Genomic DNA, 17,258 nt, shown 5'->3' with positions numbered 1-17,258 from the left:
GGTGTCCCGGGGGCAAGCGGGTGAACGGATCGTGGGGGAACGCGAAAAGCGGCCAACTTGACGGCCGTCGCACGCGCGTAGACCTCACCGGCACGCCGTACTTCCCATCGTGTCCGACTACCGGACACTGTGGCTGAAAGTTAAACTATTGTGTGACAGGCGCACTACGTTTGCCGCGGTTGACGTTCCAGCGAGAGGAATCCCCTCATGACCGCAGCCGACAGCGCGCCGGGAACGGCGCGCGTCCTCACCGGCTACCGCCCCGAGGACGGCTTCATGGCCGCAGAGCTGGACCCGCCCCCGGCCGAGTACGTATGGCACGACGAGAACGCCGAACAGCAGGACCAGCGTTACGGCCCGGGAGTCGGCTACCAACAGTGGCTGGCGGTGGACGCTCGCGACGGCGCCGTCTGGTTCGGCGACACCGACTGGCGAGCCCCGCAGGAGTCCCCTGGCAGCCGGCTCCCCGGCATCCCCCGCAGGGCACTCGGAGACGGGAACGTCCCCGCCCCCGGCATCATGGTGCAGCTGCTCGGCCACCTGAGCCACGACGAACAGCGCGGCTGTACATGGCGCTTCTTCGACGCCGAGGAACTGCACGCGCTCGCGGTGCGCGTCCTGCCCGCCGTGCAGCGGCTCGTGGACTCGATCCACCGGATCGGGCCCGAAGGCGAGCTCGAGTGGTCGGCCGAGGCGGCCACCGCATGGGACGACATCGAACAGGCCGCGACGCCCGCCTTCGGCCCCTCCGGGGAACTCCTCTGGCCCAGACCGCGTACCACACCGGTCCCGGCCTGGCGCGTCGAGGTCGGCGCCTTCCTGGCCGCCAACCCCGGGCTGTGCGACCCCTCCTGGGACCTGGCCACGGACGCGGAACTCGACACCTGCGCCGACTACAGCCCCCAGAACGGCTACGGCGGCGTACCGGGCCGGATCTGCCGCGACGCCGACCGGCAGATGGAGGACGGCTTCACCTTCTACGGCCACCGCGCCGCCCTGTACGCCTACCGGGCACGGGCCTGCGGCGACCGTACTCCGACAGACGCCCGTGTCTGGCTGGAGACGACCGAAGCCGGGCGGGACACCTGGGAGGCGGCCAAGCCCCTCGGAGCCACCCTCGCAGACGTCCCCGACTGCGTGCTGGCGTCCCTGGCCGAAACGTTCCAGAACGCCGCGCACGAACACGGGCTGGCCCTGACGGGCCTGACCGCCCATCTCCGGCGGCTGCGCGCCGCAGAACGCTCCGCCGTCGACCGGCAACTCGTCCACGAGGGCGAGGAAGTCGAACGCCTCGAAAGCATGCTCAAGGACTTCCGCGCCGCACGTAACCGCACCGTGACGCGGATCCTGGCCTGGTCCGACGGACGCGAGGACGCGGAGATCGCCCGCCTGGCCTCCATGCCCGACACATACGTCAGTGACTGGAGGGCCCGCCTCACCGACGACCGGACCACCACGACCCCCGGACCGTGAAGCACGCGCGGCCACTGCCAGAGCGCCAGGCTCCGGCCTTGCACTGGTCGTAGGCGTCGAGGCCGACGGCCGCCGGCAGGACCAGGCCCTTCAGCGTCGAGCGCCGCGACGGCCGTGTCACCAGCCTCCTCGGCGAGCGCGGAGCGCTCGTCGGCGGCCAGAATCCGCTGCGCGGCGGCACGGGTGACGGTCTCGATCCGGGCCTCGGCCGCCGACGGCTGCCCGAACGCGACGACGGCGGAGGTCTGCCCGAGCTCCTGGCGCACCGTGCGTCGTACCAACGGTGAGCCAGGCCAGACCAGGCCTGGCCGGGGGCGCGTCGGTGCCTGCGGCTCGGGCGGGTTGGTGCAGCCGGGGCAGGCGCAGACGTGGGGCTGGATCGGGGAGGCCGGGCCGGACCCCTCGTTTCCCGATCCCGGTGCAGGTTCGACATCGCCAAGCCAGCCACGAAAGGCCTCAATCATTGACCGTCGAAACCGTCGAGACCGCCCATACTCGTCATGAGCATCCCGTACAGCCTGCAGCCCCCCGGGGATACACCATCGCACCCGGGGTGGACCCGAGTGCGGCGCCGTCACGCGCTGGTGGAATGACGGCAGCGCGTCGCGCCTCCGGCCGTGCCCGGTCATGTCCGGCCGCGCCCCAGTGGCGATCCCATGGCCGACCGGCCGCAGGAGCTCGAACTGACGGCCCTGCTTCTGCACGATCCGCGCGCTGAGGCCGGTCGGGCCCTGTGTGTGGAGGCTGCGCTCCGGGCTGGTCTTCAGCGTGCAGTTGAGGAACTGTGCACGTGGGTCGTCATGGCTCATACCCCTCAATGCCGTAGCGGCGCCGAACGTGACAACTGACCTTCGAATTGTTCATGTTCGGTGGCTGTATCTCGGGCGTCGGGCGCCACAGGGCATTGCGGAGGGGTGGGTGTGGGCGGCCGCCCCCGTGGCCGCCATTGCGGGTCGCGGACTTCCTGCGGATCGCGAGGCGGTCCGGGTGTACCGACCCGCGGGTCATTCACCCGGCCGGTGTTTCGGCGATCCACTGGGCGAGGGCGAGGAGGGTGCTTTCTGCGCTGTTGGTCATGTAGTCGCGCAGGGCGTCGAGTTCGCCGCGGGTGGTGCCCAGCACGTGGTCGAGGCGCAGGAGTTGCCAGGACTGTTCGACGACGGTTCCGCGTCCCCGGGGGTGGCAGGTCCAGCTCCATCGGACGATGCCGTCCTCGGCGCCGCCGACCACGAAGGCGAAGGCGGTGCCGGGTTCGGCCCGTACGACTTGAGAGCGGGTGGTCCACTGCCGGCCGTCCTTGTGGTTGCGGCCGCTGAACCAGGCCCCGACCCGGGGACCGGCGCCTTGGTCGAAGGTGACGTCGCTCGCGTTGGGGCTCCAGCGCCCGATGGCGGACACGTCACTGACCAGGTCGTAGACCCGGGCGGGCGCGGCATCGACCCAGGCGCGCCGGGTGAAGCTGAAATCCGATGCGTCCAGGACCTCGAAGAGGTCGTGTTCGCTGGTGGTGGCGCTCAAGGCGTCCTCCTGAACGGGTGACGGGTGGGGTGGTGCCATGTCGGCGACGCCCACGTCACCATCGGTCCCGCCGGGTATCCAGACCCGCTGGTGCCTATCCACGCCAGGGTCAGGCTGTGCGGTCGGGCCCGGCCCATACTCGGATCCATGAACGCAAAAGTGCGGCTCGGGGAGTTCCTGCAGACGCGGCGCTCCCAGCTGCAACCGGAGGATCTCGGGATACCCGGCTACGGGGAGCGGCGCCGGGTGCCGGGTCTTCGACGCGAGGAGCTGGCGTCGCTGGCGGGTGTCAGCGTCTCCTACTACACCCGGCTGGAACAGGGGCAGTCCCTGAACGCCTCCCCGCAGGTGCTGGACGCGATCGCCCGGGCCCTGCGGCTGGAGGAGGCCGAGCGCCTGCACCTGCACAACCTGGCCCGGGCGCCGGCGAGGGGCTCGGGCCGAGGCCGCCGGGCCGCCCCGGAGCGCGTGACGGCGGCGACCGGCCAGCTGCTGGAGGCCCTGGCCCACGTCCCGGCGATCGTGACCGGCCGCCGCAGTGACGTCCTGGCGTGGAACCGGCTGGGCCATGCGCTGTTCGCCGGACACCTGGACCCGGGCGCACCTAACCGGCCTGCGGAGCGGCCCAACATGGCCCGGCTGGTGTTCCTCGACGCCCACACCCGTGACCTGTACGCCGACTGGCCGGCCAAGGCCAGGGCCGTGGTGGGGAATCTGCGCCTGGTGGCCGGCCGGCATCCGGACGACACCGCGCTCCATGCGCTGGTGGGTGAACTGAGCTCGAAGAGCGGGGACTTCGCCTCGATGTGGGCCGACCACGGCGTCACGGCGTGCGCCGTCGCGACCTACGAGATGCGGCATCCGCTGGTCGGCCCGCTGACCGTCACCCAGCAGACGCTGAGCCAGGGCCCGGGCCAGGACCAGGGGCAGAGCATCGTGGTCGCCACCACCGAGGCCGACTCGCCCGCGCGGACCACGCTGGCCCTGCTCGCCCAGGTCACCCCGCAGCGCGACCCGGCGCGACCGGGGGTCCGGGCGGCCGGCTCCGGCTGACCCGGCACACACCACCGGACGCCACGCAGACATCCGCGAACCCCCAAGCCAACCCCCAACCCCTCAACCCAACTTCCGCGCGTCGGCGTACCGCTGCCGCATGCCCGAAAACAGAGAAGGAACCATGTTCAAGAACACGTGGGCCAAGAGCGCGCTGTCCAAGACCGCCGCGGCAGCCGTCGTACTGACCGCGGCAGCGGTCGTCGCGGCCACCCCCGGCGTCGCGTCGGCCGTCTCCGCCCCGCTGAGCTGCGCGCGCGTTACCGCGCACTTCGACCTGGCCCGGCAGCAGACGCCCGAGAACATCGCGCTGGCTCCCGACGGCAGCGCGTACGTCACCTTCGCCGCCGCCCGCCAGGTCGCCCGCATCACCCCGGGGGGATCCACCCGGATCCTGGCCACCTTGCCCGCACCGGCCGACGGCGGCGTCCACACCCCGGTCCTGGGCTTCGCTCTGACCACCGGCATCGTCCGCGCGCAGGACGGCACCCTGTACTTCCTGTACGCTGCCGGCACCGCCGACCTGACCGGCGTGTGGCGCCTGCGCCCCGAAGGCACACCGCAGCGCATCGCCGCACTGCCCGCGGCCGGTCTGCCCAACGGCCTGGCCCTGGACCCGCGCACCCGGACCCTTTACATCACCGACTCCGCCCTCGGCAGCATCTCGAGCGTCCCCACCACAGGCGGCACCCCCCGCACCTGGTCCACCGCCCCCGAACTGGCCTCCACCGGATTCCTCGGCGCCAACGGGCTGAAGATCCGCCACGGGGCGCTGTGGGTCACCAACCTCGACCGGGGCACGGTCCTGCGCATACCCGTCCAGCGGGACGGTCGCGCCGGCCCGGTCCAGACCCGGGCCACCGGCCTGGCCGGAATCGACGACTTCGCGTTCACCGGCCGAGGCGACCAGATCCTGGCCGCCCTCAACGGCCCCGGCGAGGTCGCCCTCGTCCAGAGCGACGGCACCCACTCCACCGTCCTGACCGCCGCCGACGGCCTGCAGAACCCCACCTCCATCGCCTTGCGCGACGACACCGCCTACGTCCTGAGCGCCGCGTACGTGACGGCGAAGGACCCCAACCTCCTCCTGGCCCACCTGAACGACTAGGACTTGTCCGGTCGATCATGTTCGGAGCCAGATGGTGAGGGCTGCGGCGGTTGCGGTGCCGAGGTAGACGTCACGGCGTTTGTCGTAGCGGGTGGCCACCGCCCGGTGCTGTTTGAGGCGGTTGATGGCCCGTTCGATGGTGTTGCGTTGCTTGTATCGCTCTTCATCGAAGCCGGGTGGCCGTCTGCCGCGTGAGCCTTTGCGCAGGCGGGCGGCCTGGCTGTCCGTCTTCTCGGGGATGGTGTGCCGGATGCCGCGGCTTCGCAGGTACTGGCGGCAGGGCCCGTTGCTGTAGGCCTTGTCGGCAGCGACGCTGTCCGGCTTCTTGCGGAGCCGGCCCGGGCCGGGCTTCGGGACACGGATTCTCTCCAGGACCGGCTTGAACCGGGTGCAGTCCGCCCGCTGACCTGGTGCGACGACCAGGGACAGCGGGCGGCATCGGCCGTCGGCGCTCAGGTGGAGCTTGGTGGTGAACCCGCCGCGCGAGCGGCCCAGCCCCTCACCTCCAGCACCACCTCCACCAGGCGGGCGACCAGGCTCCGCCACGGCGTTTCGCCCTGATGTTCTGCCGGCTCGGCCCCCTTTGAGGCGGGGGCAGGGGGAGGATCGGTAGGGGCACCTGCCGCGTGCTGATGAGCCCGCACGATGGTGGAGTCGACCGAGACGTCCCAGTCGATTTCACCTGCCGCGTCGGCGGCCAACTGGACCTGCTGGAGCAGGCGTTCCCACGTTCCGTCGCCCGACCACAGCCGGTGGCGTTCGTAGACGGTCTTCCACGGGCCGAACCGTTCGGGCAGGTCACGCCACTGCACGCCGGTCCGAACCCGGTGCAGAATCCCGTCGATCACCTGCCGATGATCCCGCCACCTGCCACGACGCCTGTTGCTGACCGGCAGGAACGGCCGCAGCCGTTCCCACTCGGCATCATTCAGATCACCCCGCCCCATGCCACATCAACGACCCGGACACGGAGTAGTCACATGATCGGCCGGACAGGTCCTAGCTGGTAGGGATGGCGATGTTCCAACGCCTCACGGGCCGTACGCTCAGCGGCGTACCGGGGTTCGCGCGCCGCGCCGGAGCGCGCTGCTGAGGTGCGGCTCAGCTGGCGAACTCGCTTCTGGCACGGCCCGGGCCGGCGTACATCTGGCTGCGGCCCTCGCGCAGTGGTTCGTCTCAGGAGCGGTCGTCCGCGCCCCCTGACAGGCACGGACCGAGTCCAGACACTTATGGGGCCCCATCGTTCACATGCGACCACCTATGAAGCGGGGATTGGTGTACGTACACGCCGAGCGGGGGTGCCCCGAAGGGTGGGTTCGGCGGGGAGGGGCGCACGAGGCGCGGGTCCGGTGCGCGCTACGCGGGGTCGAGGCGCCCCTCGCGGCGTGTGCTCGACGTGCTGACGTGCCGACGTGGCACCGGCTGTGGGCGCGGAGTCGTCGGTACGCGCTTGCCACGGGGAACGCCGGTCGAGCCGGATCGTTACCTCAAGTTTTGCCCAGATCAAGTGACACCGCGGCGGCAGCATCCTTAGCTTCCTCATACACGCGTCTTGACGCTTCTACGTACCCCGCGGTTCCACGCGCACCGGCGATCCCGCTCCGCGTCCCGCGTCCCCGAGGAAAGAGTTGCAACATGAAGGTCCCCAAGGCTGGTGCGATGGCCGCTGTGATTGGCCTCGCCCTGACCGCCACCAGCTGCGGCGGCGGCGAAGGACCCAAGGGGACCCTCTCCATCGGCATCGCCTTCGACCAGCCCGGCGTCGGCCTGCGCGAGGCGGGGGGCACCTTCTCCGGCTTCGACGTGGACGTCTCCAGGTACATCGCCAAGGAGCTCGGCTACAAGCCGGAGCAGATCGAGTTCAAGCGGGTCGACAGCTCCGAACGCGAGCTGCTGCTCCAGTACAACGACGTCAAGTTCGTCGCCGCGACCTACTCGATCAACGACAAGCGCCGGGAGAAGGTCGACTTCGCGGGCCCGTACTTCACGGCCCACCAGGACCTGCTCGTCCGCGCCGGCGACGCCACGATCACCAAGGCCGAGGACCTCAACAACAAGAAGCTCTGCTCCACCGTCGGCTCCACCTCGGCGCAGAACGTCAAGCAGAACCTGGCGCCGAAGGCCAGCCTGCTCGAGCTCGACGGCTACTCGGAGTGCGTGATCGCCCTCCAGGACGGCCTGGTCGACGCCATGACCACGGACAACGCGATCCTGGCCGGTTACGCCGCCCAGAAGGGCAACACGGGCAAGTTCCGCCTCGTCGGGCTGAGCTTGAGCAGCGAGAGCTACGGAATCGGCATCAAGAAGGGCAACCGGGATCTGCACGCCAAGATCAATGCCGCCCTCGAGAAGATGGTCCAGGACGGCTCCTGGGACGCGGCCGTGAAGAAGAACTTCGGCCAGGCCAACTTCAAGCACGAGCCCGCCCCGCAGGTCACCTCCGCGAGCAGCTGACGACACCACGCCCCGGGCGCGGCAGGAGGGGAACACGCCCCCTTGCCGCGCCCGGGCCAGATCGTCGGCGCCGTCGAAGCCGGCACTGCCCTGCACATCGCAGGACGCCGCCCGTAACGCGGATGATCAGCCGGATGCGGCGGACAGCACCACGTCCACCAGCCTGTCCGCCGCATCCGGCCGCCCATGCGCCCGTGCTCGTGGTATCCGCGGACGGCACCTGGACGGTGTCCAAGCGGTACACCACTCCGTTTGGTGCCGCACGCAGTCCGGCACCCGCGAACTGGCCGTACGACAAGCGGTCCTGGGCAAGCCCGAGGACACCGACACCAGCCTCACCCACATCGGGGCCCGCGAATATGACAGCAATCTCGGCCAGTTCATCAGCGTCGACCCACTCCTGAGCCTCGACCAAGCGCAGTCTCCCAACGGCTACGCCTACGCCAACAACAACCCGATCACCTTCTCGGACCCGACGGGCCTCCGCCCTGACGGATTGTGTGGCGGTAGCACGAGCCGGTGTGTTCCCAGCGACTCCAAGAGCGGCGAGACCGTCGACTATCACGAGGGAGTCGTGGCAGTACACCGGTCGGAGTGGTGGGAACTGGTCGTCATGGATCGTCGACAAGCGTGAGAAGAAGCGCAGGTTCGCCAACTCTTTTGCTTCTTCCTCCGCCCGCCGTATCGCCGCCACCGTCCTGGCCGCCGGAGCCGTCGTGGGCGCGGCCTCACTGCCGGCCGCCGCGCAGGACGGTCACCACCAGCAGCGGCCGCGGGTGGAGATCAGCCGGGTCCAGGCCGACAGCCCCGGCCGCGACGACCGTTCGATCCGCTCCCTGAACAACGAGTGGGTGGAGATCACCAACACCACCCGCGACGTGATCAACCTGCGCGGCTGGACCCTGCGCGACGCGGACGGCAACCGCTACCGCGTCGACAACGTCCGCATCAACGGCCGGACCACGATCCGTATCCACACCGGCAACGGCCGCGGCACCCGCATCGACCTGTTCCAGAACAGCCGCGAATACATCTGGGACAACCGCTCCGACATCGCCACGCTGCGCGATGACCGGGGCCGCACGGTCGACACCGAGTCCTGGGGCCGGCGCCACCACTGACCGGTGTCAGGGGTGTCGGCGGCCGCCTGGACGGCGGGTGGCCGTCGACACCGCATACCTGGAGGTGAGCCCCCCTCGACCGAGGGGCTCACCTCCGACGAACGGTGACTGACTCGGTGCCGGTCGCCGGTCAGTCTTCGAAGTAGTCCGTCAGGACGCAGCCCTGCACGAGCGCGGGGTCTTTGCGGTAGCCGCTGGGTGTTTTGAAGTCGGGGTGGCAGTTGAGGATGAGGAGGCCGCCGGGCTTGATCGCGTTGCGGATGACGGGCTTCTGGTCGGGCAGAACGGCGAAGTCCTGGCCGAGGAGGAACTTGCCGCGGTGGCCCTTGTTCGGGCTTTCCTTGCGGTCGGCGTCGAGTTCGGCCTTGTATTTGGCCTGGAAGGTCTTGAGGTCTTTGAACATGAAGATGCGGGTGCCCTTGCCGCAGGCGCCGCGCTCGGTGACGCCCCACTTGCTGTCGTAGATCTCGTCGCCGGGGAAGAAGTCGTCGTCCTTCGGGTCGGTGGAGATGTCGTTGCAGGCGCCGTAGGCGCTCACGATCTGGGCGGCCTTGGCCATCGTGCCCGCCTTGGGAAGGCCCGGGGCGCCGGCCTTGCCGCCGCCGTCAAAGCCGCCCGAGCCGCCGTTCTTAGCGGGCGCCTGGTTGCCCAGCGGCCCATCGAGGGATCCGCCCTTGTCGCCGCTCCCGCATGCGGTCAGGGCCGTGAGGCAGAGCAAGGGGATGGTCGTGACGCTGACGAGCCGGTGAATGCGCATATTGGCGGGAACTCCCATGTGAATGATCAAGATGCGCCCGACCCTAGGTTTCGTGGCGCGTGCATGGCAAATGGCGTCATGCTGGACCGGCGCCCGACCGCCAGCCGCGGCGGCGGTGCTCGATGAGGCGCTCCTCCCGAGGTCGTCCCCGTCCTGAACTGTGGACCCCTACCCTGCAGCAGGTGCCGGACCTGACGGACGTGGAGTCGATTGCGGCATTGCCCACGTCCTGGCGCCGACCGCGAGCGGCACGACCGCCGCCCTACCGCCTGGCGGCGGCATCGTCGCGCCTGCGCGCCCGCGCCCGCGTTTGCGCGGGATGGAATCGGGCCCCGGCCCGGGGGAGGGTCGGGGCCCGAAAGAGGCGGAGTGCCTGGGTGCGCGCGTGTCAGTGGCGGAAGGTGTCCTTGACGTCATCCTTGGCCTGTCGGGTGCGTGCCTGGTCTCCGTGGCCTTCGGCGGTTATGCGCTCGCTGCCGAGGGCTCGACCGAGGGTCTCCTTGGCCTTGCCCTTGGCCTGCTCGGCAGTGGCCTTGGTCTTCTCCGTGCCCGACATCGGGACCTCCTCGTGTAGTACCGGATTGGTCGTGGCCGCGCGCCTGCTCCCCACCGGCGGCCGCAAACCCCCTCGCCGCCGACTGCGCGAACCGCGTACGGCAGTGCACGGCAGGCCGCCGCTCTTACCCGGCTGCGCGGATAAGAACCAGGTGGGCCGGGCCGCCGAGATGCTCGGCACCACCCAAGGCTTCCTACGCGCTCTCGGCGAAGCCCGCCTGATCACCCCGCTCCGCTCACCGGGCGGGTATCGCCGCTACTCCCGCTACCAGCTGCGCATCGCCGCCCGCGCACGCGAGCTCGTGGACCAGGGCACCCCGATCGAGGCCGCTTGTCGCATCATCGTCCTCGAAGACCGGTTCGAGGAAGCCCAGCGCATCAACGCCGCGTACCGCCGCGCCGCCGAGTCGGCGGACCCGTCGTCCGCGGCCTGAGACCGCACCTCGCGCCCGCCGGTCGCCGGCGAGGCTGGCACCCGCGGCGGCCACGCTGCCCGGGTTTGTCTGGTGACGGGGTGTGCGGGTGTGTACCGTCTGAGTAAGCTGTCGTGGGGTGGGCCGGACCTGGAGGCGGCCGCCGAGCAGTAGCCGCCCGGCCCGGTCCTTGATGGCGAGCTGGTCGTCTGGGATGTCGAGGAGGGCCGGTTGTCATGTGAGGCGTTGCAGCGCCGGGCCGCCACCCGCGCCCGCGGCGCCCCGGCCCCGGCCGCCCGGTGGCCGGCCTGCTCGTCGCCTTCGACCTCTTGCAACCGGGTGGCGCGGAGCTCCTGCGGCGGCCTTACAGGGGCCGCAGGACTGAACTGGAGAAGTCGTCCACCGAGCACGCCCTGACGGCCCCGCGGACGCTCGTCCCGCAGACGACGGACCTGGCGAAGGCCCGGGCGGAGGCTGGACGCCATGGAGGCGGTCATCGACGCCGTGACCGGCACACCGACCCGCCCGCAGCTCCTCGTCCTCGGCCGCCACGACGCGGGCGGTCGGCTGCGTGCAGCCGACCGACGGTACGGCTGCGCCCGAGTGTCTCCCGCCAGGTTGTCGAGCACCTCGCCGTGCCCGCCCCCGGTCACCGCTTCGAGAGGGTGCGGTTCACCTCGACGTGGGGGAGTCGCGACGTCCTGGACGTGGTGCTCGTCCGTCCGGACGTCGTGGCGGAGGTCAGCGCCGACCGGGCGTGTGACCTGGGTGTTTTCCGGCACTCGATGAGGTTCCAGCGGATCCGCCTGGACGTGACCACCAGAGACGCCCAGCCCTTCGGCCAGGGCCCGGCCGCGGCCGCCGGCTGACCGCCCGTCCCGCGCTGACGAATGGGTCCCTCGCGGCCGGCATCGACGGGTGCCGGCCCCCGTTTCGTGTCCCCCGCAGGAGCCAATCCGGCCCTCGTACGCGTAGGCGGGCTTGTGCGGTGCGCCCCAACCCGCCCAGAAGTCCGGGCTATTGACTAACCGGGAACTTTCTTCATGTTGCCGGCGCAGCCCTATGGGCGGGCCGCCGAAGTGTGATCGAGTGCGATTCATGGCGCGTTCGGTACGTGGCGGCGGACGGCTACCTGGCGGTGGCAGCGTGGTTGCGGGATCGGACGGGTGGGTAGCGGGGGGAAAGGGGGTGCGAAGTGGCGAAGAAGGTAGGCGGGTACGTCGCGGTCGGGGGGTCGGTGGCCGCGGTCGTCGGAGCGGGCGTGCTGCTGTGGAACTGGGCGTACGGGACGCCGTGGACGACCTGGCCGCTCGTCCTGCTCGGGGCGGGCCTGGTGGCGGCGCTGGTCGGGCTCAGGCTCCGGCCGGGTCTGGACCGGTGGGCCGACGCGCTGGCCGCTGGCGGGCTGACGGTATTGGTGCTGGCCGGGGTCGTGACCACGGGCGGCACGGTGGAGCAGGTCCAGCTCCGGGGGCGGACGACGGAACCGGTGACGATCGAGCTCAGCAGTTGCCGGGTGACCGGCCGGCACTGGGACGAGGGCGCGGGGCCGAAGGACGAGGTCGAGTGCCGGTACGTCTGGTCGGTCGGCGGACGCACCTTCGACGAGGTGCGCCCGGCGGGCAAGGTGCACCCGGACGGGCATCGGATCCGGCTGTGGGCGTCGCCGGAGGGCGGGGAGCTGGACGAGCACTCGTGGCAGGCGGTCGCGGCGATGGGGCTGTCCGCGGCGTTGGTGGACGGGCTGGCGCTCCTGGCCGGTGCGGGGGCGTGGCGCCGGGTGTCGAGGCGGCGGGCCGAGCGAACGGGCGTGGCGCCCGAGCCGGTGCTCACCGCAGGCCGGACGCGCACTGGCCGCGATTGCTGAGGCGAGGGGCCGGTTCGGGGCCGCGAGACATGGCGGTCAGGGTGGAACGGCCCATCACCGCAGCTCAATTGCAGACCAACAGATCGGCCGTCCCGATACTCGAAAGCAACGCGTTGCCATCCACAACGGGCGTGGTCGGCTGGTCGGCGAGGCTGAGAGAGGGGACGCAGCCCGTCCAGGGCGCATCGATCACGATTGGCCGACGCCCAGCCGGGGCCGATTCGACGAAGAACGGGCTTTCCGGGCCGGCCCGCGCCCCTCAAGCGCCGGAAGACGAAGATTTTGGGCGGCACGCCAGGTTCGGGCGTCCCCAGGTAAGACCTGGCCACATGTTAAGGATATGAGCGGAAAGTTCCATTAGAAGGAGGTATATGACTATGCGTACGACTCTTCACCGTGTGGCGACCGTGCTGGGTAGCGTGGCGATGCTGGCCGCCGTCGGCGCCGGCGCGGCCACCGCCGACGGCGTGGGCAGCTCGGGCATCGGCAACCATGGCGTCGGAAACGCCGGCGCCTTCAACGACGGCGTTGGAAACGCCGGCATCGCCAACTGGGGGGTGGGCAACGCGGGCATCGCGAACACGGGCATCGGCAGCCACGGCATCGGCAACTCCGGCGTCGGCACCTCCGGCATCGGCAACTGAGCCGCACCCGGCCCCGCATGACCGAGTGACACGACGCGCCCGGATGGCAGCCGGGCGCGTCCACCTGCCCTGCAGTGGCAGCGGGTGCCGACCCGCCGCAGGAGGGGAAGAATCCGTTCTGCTGACCTTGGTAAAACGATCCGGCATGTTCGTACAGCAGCCCTCTTGGATGACACGACCCTGGCCGCCTCTCCTACGGCCAGGCCCGCGCTCTGCGCGACCGGCACACCGCCGTGTGTGGCGCGGGTACCGGCTGGGAGCTTGAACGTCCGCCGCTGCCTCAAGGCCTCTCCCGAGGTACGCGCTGGTGTGATGCCGGTCTCGCGGCGCGTGACCATGCGCAGAGGGGCAGCGGTGCCAAACCCGCTGCGTCGCGAGACCACCTCGCAGTGGGACTCGCCTTGCTCGATCAGCGGCACGTCAGAGCTCGGTGTGCGACTGTCGGAGCTTGATTGCAGCGGGGTCCGGGACTTCTGCTTGAGGCGTTCGTAGGGTGTCCGGCCGCCGAGGGCGCCGTGGGGGCCGTGGTAGCTGTAGTAGTCCTCTCACTCACGCAGCTTGTCGTTGAAGACGCTGGCGAGGACGCGGTGGAACTCCTCGGCGTCTCATGCGGTGGGAGCGTTCGACCTTGCCGTTGAAGTGCGGTGATGCGGTTTGATGCAGGTGTGGGCGATGCCTTTGTGACACCGACACCGACACCGACACCGACTCCGACGGCGGTCAGGCTCTCCGCAGCGGAGCCGGCCCCAGGGGCGGCCCGGCGGGAGATGTCGGCGAAGGCGGACCGGCACGGCCTTCCGGCCGCGAGCCGACGGACCCGTCTCCGAACACCCCAGTGGTCCGCAACGGCGGGATCGGCCGGATGACCCTCACCTGCACCCGGCGGGGCCTCATGGCCCCACGGCACTGCCCCGATCCACGCGTTCGACGGTGGAGAGGACCCGTACCAGGGCCGGCCTCGCGGGAGCAGATCCGAAGCCGAAGCGCACCGGGGGGACGACGGGAGCGAGCGGCCCCAGGTCGATCCCGTCGAAGGACGCCTCGGCGGCAACGATCGGCCACAGGTCACTGGCCGCGTACCACTGCCGGTAGCCGGGGCGTGAGCTCCCCCGGGTCCGTACGCCGGCCATCAGGCGGGCGGGGACGTCGGCCACGGCCGCCCACAGCGGCCGTCGGACGAGCGGCCTCGGTACGGCGCGCAGCGCGTAGCCGAGGGCCCCGCGACGGCCGACGGTGAAGGCCACGGTCAGGCAGGACCCCGCCACGACCTCCCACGCACGGTCGCGCCCGCGCACGCTCACCGGGGTCGTCCGGACCTCGTCGAAGTGATAGACGCCCGCGACGTACTGCGCGGTGTGCGCAGTGGGTGCCAGCAGCACGCGCCGGCCGTCGGCGCGCTCCAGCATCACGTCACTGAACGGCCCGAAGGGCGAGCGGGGCCAGTGACCGACGACCACACGCGTGCCGGAGGCCGTTCCGACGGCTGCGATCCAGCCGTCGAAGGTCAGTCGTTCACGTCGCACACCGCGTCTGTACCCCGTGCCGTGGCCTCGTACCCCGCAGTGCCGCCCCGGCCCCTGGGGCGTCGATCTGCGGTCAGCGCGGGGCCCTTATGCCGTCGATGATGCGGGTCCAGTTGTCGGCGCCGTGTCCGTCCTTGACCGCGCGGTGGTAGTGGGCCTGCACGGCAAGGGGGAGCGCGAGGTCGAGGCCGAGTGACGCGCTCGTCTCGACGATGTGGTCCGCCGTCGCCCCCATCATGGTGACCGTGCTGAGCTCACCGGGGTGCTTCCCCGCATCGAGCGCGGTGCCCGGGTTCTGCTCGCCGGCCCTCAGGATGGCGCCTATCGAGTCTGCGGCGGAGAGCAGCTCGGGGAGCGCTTGCCGGGCCGGCATCCCCGCGGTGCCCAGCATCGCGGTGGCGTGCATCAGTGCGGACAGGGTGGTGAGGAACACGGCGAGCTGGGCTTGGTACATCATCTGGGCGAGGCCCGGGTCCTCGCCGAGGTACCTCGGGGTTCCGAGCAGCGTCAAGGTCGCCAGGTGGCTCTCCAGCGCCTCGGCGCGGCCGCTGTAGTAGGCGTAGGCCGCCGGCGTACCGACCATCGGCGCGGGGACCATGACGCCTCCGGTGAGGAAGCTGGCGCCGTGGTCCGCGGCCCAGGCTTCCGCTGCACGTGTGCGTTCGGGGGTGTCGGAGCTGAGGTTGACCAGCGTGCGGCCGGTGAGGGACTCGGTGGCGCTGTCGAGGACGTCGTACATCGCCTGGTAGTCGGTGAGGCTGAGGATCACGAGGTCACCGGCTTCGACCGCCTCGCGGGGCGTCGCCGCGAGGCGTGCTCCGCGGGCGACGACGTCGTCGGCGCGGCTCGCGGTGCGGTTCCACACGGTGACGGGGTGGCCGGCGGTGAGGAGGGTGCGTGTCATCGCCTGGCCCATCGGGCCGAGCCCGATCACGGTCACGGGGCGGTTGTTCCGGCTGGTGCTTTCCTGTCGTTGGTTCACCTCTCCATGCTCGGAGAGTGCTACTAGTCTCGGAAGTACCCACTATTTTCTGCGGTACTTACCTTTTAGTAAGGGGGACGGCGATGGCGAGGGCGCCGAGGAGCGGGCCTTACATCTGCGGTATCGATGCCGCGCTCGATGTGGTGAGCGGCAAGTGGAAGGGGCTGATCCTCTGGGAGTTGGAGGCGCGTGGTGTCCTGCGCTTCGCGGAGCTCCGCCGTGGGCTGCCGGGGGTGAGTGAGAAGATGCTGACGCAGCATCTGAGGGAGATGGAGGCGGACGGCCTCGTGCACCGGCAGGTCTACGCCGAGGTGCCGCCGCGGGTGGAGTACTCCCTGACCGAGCACGGACGCACGCTCAACCAGGCACTTGGGCCGCTCGGTGCGTGGGGGACCGAGCGGATCCGCCGCGAAGGCTCCGAGAAGGTCGTCGTCGACGAGGCCGCCCAGGTCTGAGCGGCGTCCGGGAAGCGTCGGTGCAGCCGGGGTGGGTGCTACAGACCGTGCAACGGAAGAGCATGGCATCCGCCCTGTGCCCGAGGGTACGGGGCTGCACGGTGGTCAGGGAGCAGCCGCAGACCGGGAACGCACACTGAGGCGTGTCGGGGCAGCAGCCAGCCTCAGCTGTGCTCACGAGGCTTAGCTTGTCGTTTATGGTCGGGCCGGTGCACGCGCCGGTTGTGCGCGTCGATGCCGTTGGCGAACTGCCGCAGGACCTCCCGGCGCTCGGTGACGAGGTGGTCCCCGCACAGCCACGCGGACCAGACCCGGTCCGGGGGCACGTGGCGGCTGGCCTCCAGCTCGTAGAACTCCGCGTCGATTGACGACTTCGGCAGGTTCTCCGCGGCCGCGAGATCGGCGCCTGTGGCGTCACTGTCGTACAGCTCGGCCGCCGTGTCCGGCAGCTTGTCCGCGAACGCGGCCGCCTCCTCCGCCTTCTGGTTGAACGTCATGACCGTACGCAGGTTGTACGCCGCGTCGTGCTCCAAGAGGGAGCACGACCGGGCCGACCTCGGTCACCACGGCCTTGGACCGGTTCCGGTTGCGGGTGTTGCGCGAGTCAGGCCTTCTCATGCTTCTCATGCCCGCGCTGGTCGGTGATCTCGCTTTCCAGAGCCCACTCGAGGATCCTCTTCGTGAGCTGCTGCAGCAGACCACCCTGGCCGGTCAGCTTGTCCCGGCCGGCCCGTGGGGGTAGCCGACGTCTGATGCGGATTGCTCACGTTCAGGGAACACCCGGCAGACGGCGTGTCAGGCGGTGCTGCGCCGACCGGCTCAGGCGCACTCCACCTTCTCGCCCACCGGCGTCCAGGCAGAGGGGCCTTGGGCGCCGACGGCCCGGACCTGGAAGCAGTACCGGATCTTCGGGTCGAGGTGGGGGACCGTGAAGGTCTTGGTGTTGGCGTCGACGCCGAAGTTCTGGTTGAGGGTGGTGTTGCGGACTTCGTAACCGGTCTCGTTGTTGGCGGTGTCTTCCCAGTCCACTCGGACGCTCTTCTCGTTGCCGACGGGGACCGCGGTGGCGACGACGTTCGACGGCTCGTTCGGCCGCCCGACGTCCACTGCGGCGGCCCTGTGTGTGATCGAGAATTCCGCCGAGGTCGAATCGTTCGACAGGAACTCCCTGTTCTTCACGACCAGGTTCTCGTTCCGGACTTTGCCCAGGACGATTGGTCTTTCCGAGACTCGTATCGTGCCATCGAGGTCGGGGTCGTTGCAGCGCGTCCCTTCGTACAGGGACAGCGTGCCGTTGGGAGTGACGGTCTCGTCGCGGTGGAGGTAGAACGTGAG

Annotated in this window: 18 protein-coding genes and 3 pseudogenes; 12 read left to right on the top strand and 9 right to left on the bottom strand. The window is 70.3% G+C overall.

Annotated features, from left to right (window positions below; translation table 11 throughout):
- The first annotated feature begins 207 nt into the window (after nt 1–207).
- Complete coding sequence (locus tag ACFYZS_RS03580) at nt 208–1,473, top strand: hypothetical protein (protein ID WP_389006352.1); 1,266 nt, start codon at nt 208–210, stop codon at nt 1,471–1,473.
- A 1,008-nt stretch (nt 1,474–2,481) separates the two neighbouring features.
- On the opposite strand, the gene ACFYZS_RS03575 is transcribed toward ACFYZS_RS03580, so the two are convergent.
- On the bottom strand, nt 2,482–2,991 hold the full coding sequence (locus ACFYZS_RS03575; protein ID WP_389006350.1) for an SRPBCC family protein: 510 nt from the start codon (nt 2,989–2,991) through the stop codon (nt 2,482–2,484).
- A 147-nt stretch (nt 2,992–3,138) separates the two neighbouring features.
- On the opposite strand from ACFYZS_RS03575, the gene ACFYZS_RS03570 reads away from it, so the two are divergent.
- Nucleotides 3,139–4,044: a helix-turn-helix domain-containing protein gene (locus tag ACFYZS_RS03570; protein ID WP_389006348.1), complete on the top strand. Its 906-nt coding sequence runs from the start codon at nt 3,139–3,141 to the stop codon at nt 4,042–4,044.
- A gap of 124 nt (nt 4,045–4,168) precedes the next feature.
- Entirely contained in the window at nt 4,169–5,152 is a 984-nt protein-coding gene (locus tag ACFYZS_RS03565) for a hypothetical protein (protein WP_389006346.1), read from the top strand.
- 15 nt (nt 5,153–5,167) lie between these two features.
- Here ACFYZS_RS03565 and ACFYZS_RS03560 read toward each other — a convergent pair.
- Nucleotides 5,168–6,099, bottom strand: a protein-coding gene (locus ACFYZS_RS03560) for an IS5 family transposase (RefSeq protein WP_389006344.1) whose coding sequence is annotated in 2 segments (ribosomal slippage) — nt 5,168–5,761 and nt 5,764–6,099 — 930 coding nt in all. Because the reading frame shifts where the segments join, the coding sequence is not laid out codon by codon here.
- A gap of 688 nt (nt 6,100–6,787) precedes the next feature.
- Between ACFYZS_RS03560 and ACFYZS_RS03555 the strand changes: the two genes are divergently transcribed.
- The 3 genes from ACFYZS_RS03555 to ACFYZS_RS03545 all read left to right on the top strand — a co-directional run bounded on the left by ACFYZS_RS03555 (nt 6,788) and on the right by ACFYZS_RS03545 (nt 8,727).
- Nucleotides 6,788–7,606: a glutamate ABC transporter substrate-binding protein gene (locus ACFYZS_RS03555; protein WP_389006342.1), complete on the top strand. Its 819-nt coding sequence runs from the start codon at nt 6,788–6,790 to the stop codon at nt 7,604–7,606.
- 205 nt (nt 7,607–7,811) lie between these two features.
- On the top strand, nt 7,812–8,240 hold the full coding sequence (locus tag ACFYZS_RS03550; protein ID WP_389007525.1) for an RHS repeat-associated core domain-containing protein: 429 nt from the start codon (nt 7,812–7,814) through the stop codon (nt 8,238–8,240).
- 82 nt (nt 8,241–8,322) lie between these two features.
- Nucleotides 8,323–8,727 (top strand): lamin tail domain-containing protein, encoded by a 405-nt coding sequence (locus ACFYZS_RS03545; protein ID WP_389006340.1) that lies wholly within the window; start codon nt 8,323–8,325, stop codon nt 8,725–8,727.
- Between the two features lie 130 nt (nt 8,728–8,857).
- On the opposite strand, the gene ACFYZS_RS03540 is transcribed toward ACFYZS_RS03545, so the two are convergent.
- Together ACFYZS_RS03540 and ACFYZS_RS03535 are read right to left on the bottom strand one after the other, a co-directional pair.
- Nucleotides 8,858–9,484: a hypothetical protein gene (locus tag ACFYZS_RS03540; RefSeq protein WP_389006338.1), complete on the bottom strand. Its 627-nt coding sequence runs from the start codon at nt 9,482–9,484 to the stop codon at nt 8,858–8,860.
- 388 nt (nt 9,485–9,872) lie between these two features.
- Nucleotides 9,873–10,040: a CsbD family protein gene (locus tag ACFYZS_RS03535; RefSeq protein ID WP_389006336.1), complete on the bottom strand. Its 168-nt coding sequence runs from the start codon at nt 10,038–10,040 to the stop codon at nt 9,873–9,875.
- 103 nt (nt 10,041–10,143) lie between these two features.
- Between ACFYZS_RS03535 and ACFYZS_RS03530 the strand changes: the two genes are divergently transcribed.
- The 5 genes and pseudogenes from ACFYZS_RS03530 to ACFYZS_RS03510 form a co-directional block, all read left to right on the top strand.
- Nucleotides 10,144–10,473, top strand: a complete 330-nt coding sequence (locus tag ACFYZS_RS03530; RefSeq protein WP_389007523.1) for a MerR family transcriptional regulator — start codon at nt 10,144–10,146, stop codon at nt 10,471–10,473.
- Between the two features lie 614 nt (nt 10,474–11,087).
- Nucleotides 11,088–11,321, top strand: coding sequence for a hypothetical protein (locus tag ACFYZS_RS03525; RefSeq protein WP_389006334.1), 234 nt, complete (start codon nt 11,088–11,090; stop codon nt 11,319–11,321).
- Between the two features lie 326 nt (nt 11,322–11,647).
- A complete protein-coding gene (locus ACFYZS_RS03520) occupies nt 11,648–12,319 on the top strand; it encodes a hypothetical protein (protein ID WP_389006332.1) in 672 nt (223 codons plus the stop codon).
- A gap of 398 nt (nt 12,320–12,717) precedes the next feature.
- Entirely contained in the window at nt 12,718–12,963 is a 246-nt protein-coding gene (locus tag ACFYZS_RS03515; protein ID WP_389006330.1) for a hypothetical protein, read from the top strand.
- A 185-nt stretch (nt 12,964–13,148) separates the two neighbouring features.
- Nucleotides 13,149–13,226 (top strand): annotated as a pseudogene (locus tag ACFYZS_RS03510) (site-specific integrase); the annotation flags it as partial.
- A 627-nt stretch (nt 13,227–13,853) separates the two neighbouring features.
- Here ACFYZS_RS03510 and ACFYZS_RS03505 read toward each other — a convergent pair.
- Both ACFYZS_RS03505 and ACFYZS_RS03500 read right to left on the bottom strand, forming a co-directional pair.
- Nucleotides 13,854–14,486 carry a hypothetical protein gene (locus ACFYZS_RS03505; RefSeq protein WP_389006328.1) on the bottom strand — a complete coding sequence of 211 codons (633 nt, stop codon included), beginning with the start codon at nt 14,484–14,486 and terminating at the stop codon, nt 13,854–13,856.
- Between the two features lie 73 nt (nt 14,487–14,559).
- Nucleotides 14,560–15,468 (bottom strand): NAD(P)-dependent oxidoreductase, encoded by a 909-nt coding sequence (locus tag ACFYZS_RS03500; protein ID WP_389006326.1) that lies wholly within the window; start codon nt 15,466–15,468, stop codon nt 14,560–14,562.
- A gap of 83 nt (nt 15,469–15,551) precedes the next feature.
- Between ACFYZS_RS03500 and ACFYZS_RS03495 the strand changes: the two genes are divergently transcribed.
- A complete protein-coding gene (locus ACFYZS_RS03495) occupies nt 15,552–15,923 on the top strand; it encodes a winged helix-turn-helix transcriptional regulator (protein ID WP_389006324.1) in 372 nt (123 codons plus the stop codon).
- 206 nt (nt 15,924–16,129) lie between these two features.
- Here ACFYZS_RS03495 and ACFYZS_RS03490 read toward each other — a convergent pair.
- The 3 genes and pseudogenes from ACFYZS_RS03490 to ACFYZS_RS03480 all read right to left on the bottom strand — a co-directional run.
- A pseudogene (locus ACFYZS_RS03490) lies at nt 16,130–16,462 on the bottom strand (helicase); the annotation flags it as partial.
- A 4-nt stretch (nt 16,463–16,466) separates the two neighbouring features.
- A pseudogene (locus tag ACFYZS_RS03485) lies at nt 16,467–16,641 on the bottom strand (transposase); the annotation flags it as partial.
- A 101-nt stretch (nt 16,642–16,742) separates the two neighbouring features.
- Nucleotides 16,743–17,258 (bottom strand): fibronectin type III domain-containing protein (locus tag ACFYZS_RS03480; RefSeq protein ID WP_389006322.1); only part of this gene is annotated, 516 nt, incomplete at its 5' end.

The sequence above is a fragment of the Streptomyces sp. NPDC001903 genome, from assembly GCF_042891345.1.
Taxonomy (GTDB): domain Bacteria; phylum Actinomycetota; class Actinomycetes; order Streptomycetales; family Streptomycetaceae; genus Streptomyces.
This window is presented reverse-complemented; position numbering and strand designations above follow the sequence as displayed.

Excerpts from the sequence above, each read along its gene's own strand:
- ACFYZS_RS03580 (WP_389006352.1), top strand. The coding sequence starts at position 208 with ATGACCGCAGCCGACAGCGCGCCGGGAACGGCGCGCGTCCTCACCGGC.
- ACFYZS_RS03570 (WP_389006348.1), top strand. The coding sequence starts at position 3,139 with ATGAACGCAAAAGTGCGGCTCGGGGAGTTCCTGCAGACGCGGCGCTCC.
- ACFYZS_RS03565 (WP_389006346.1), top strand. The coding sequence starts at position 4,169 with ATGTTCAAGAACACGTGGGCCAAGAGCGCGCTGTCCAAGACCGCCGCG.
- ACFYZS_RS03555 (WP_389006342.1), top strand. The coding sequence starts at position 6,788 with ATGAAGGTCCCCAAGGCTGGTGCGATGGCCGCTGTGATTGGCCTCGCC.
- ACFYZS_RS03540 (WP_389006338.1), bottom strand. The coding sequence starts at position 9,484 with ATGCGCATTCACCGGCTCGTCAGCGTCACGACCATCCCCTTGCTCTGC.
- ACFYZS_RS03535 (WP_389006336.1), bottom strand. The coding sequence starts at position 10,040 with ATGTCGGGCACGGAGAAGACCAAGGCCACTGCCGAGCAGGCCAAGGGC.
- ACFYZS_RS03495 (WP_389006324.1), top strand. The coding sequence starts at position 15,552 with ATGGCGAGGGCGCCGAGGAGCGGGCCTTACATCTGCGGTATCGATGCC.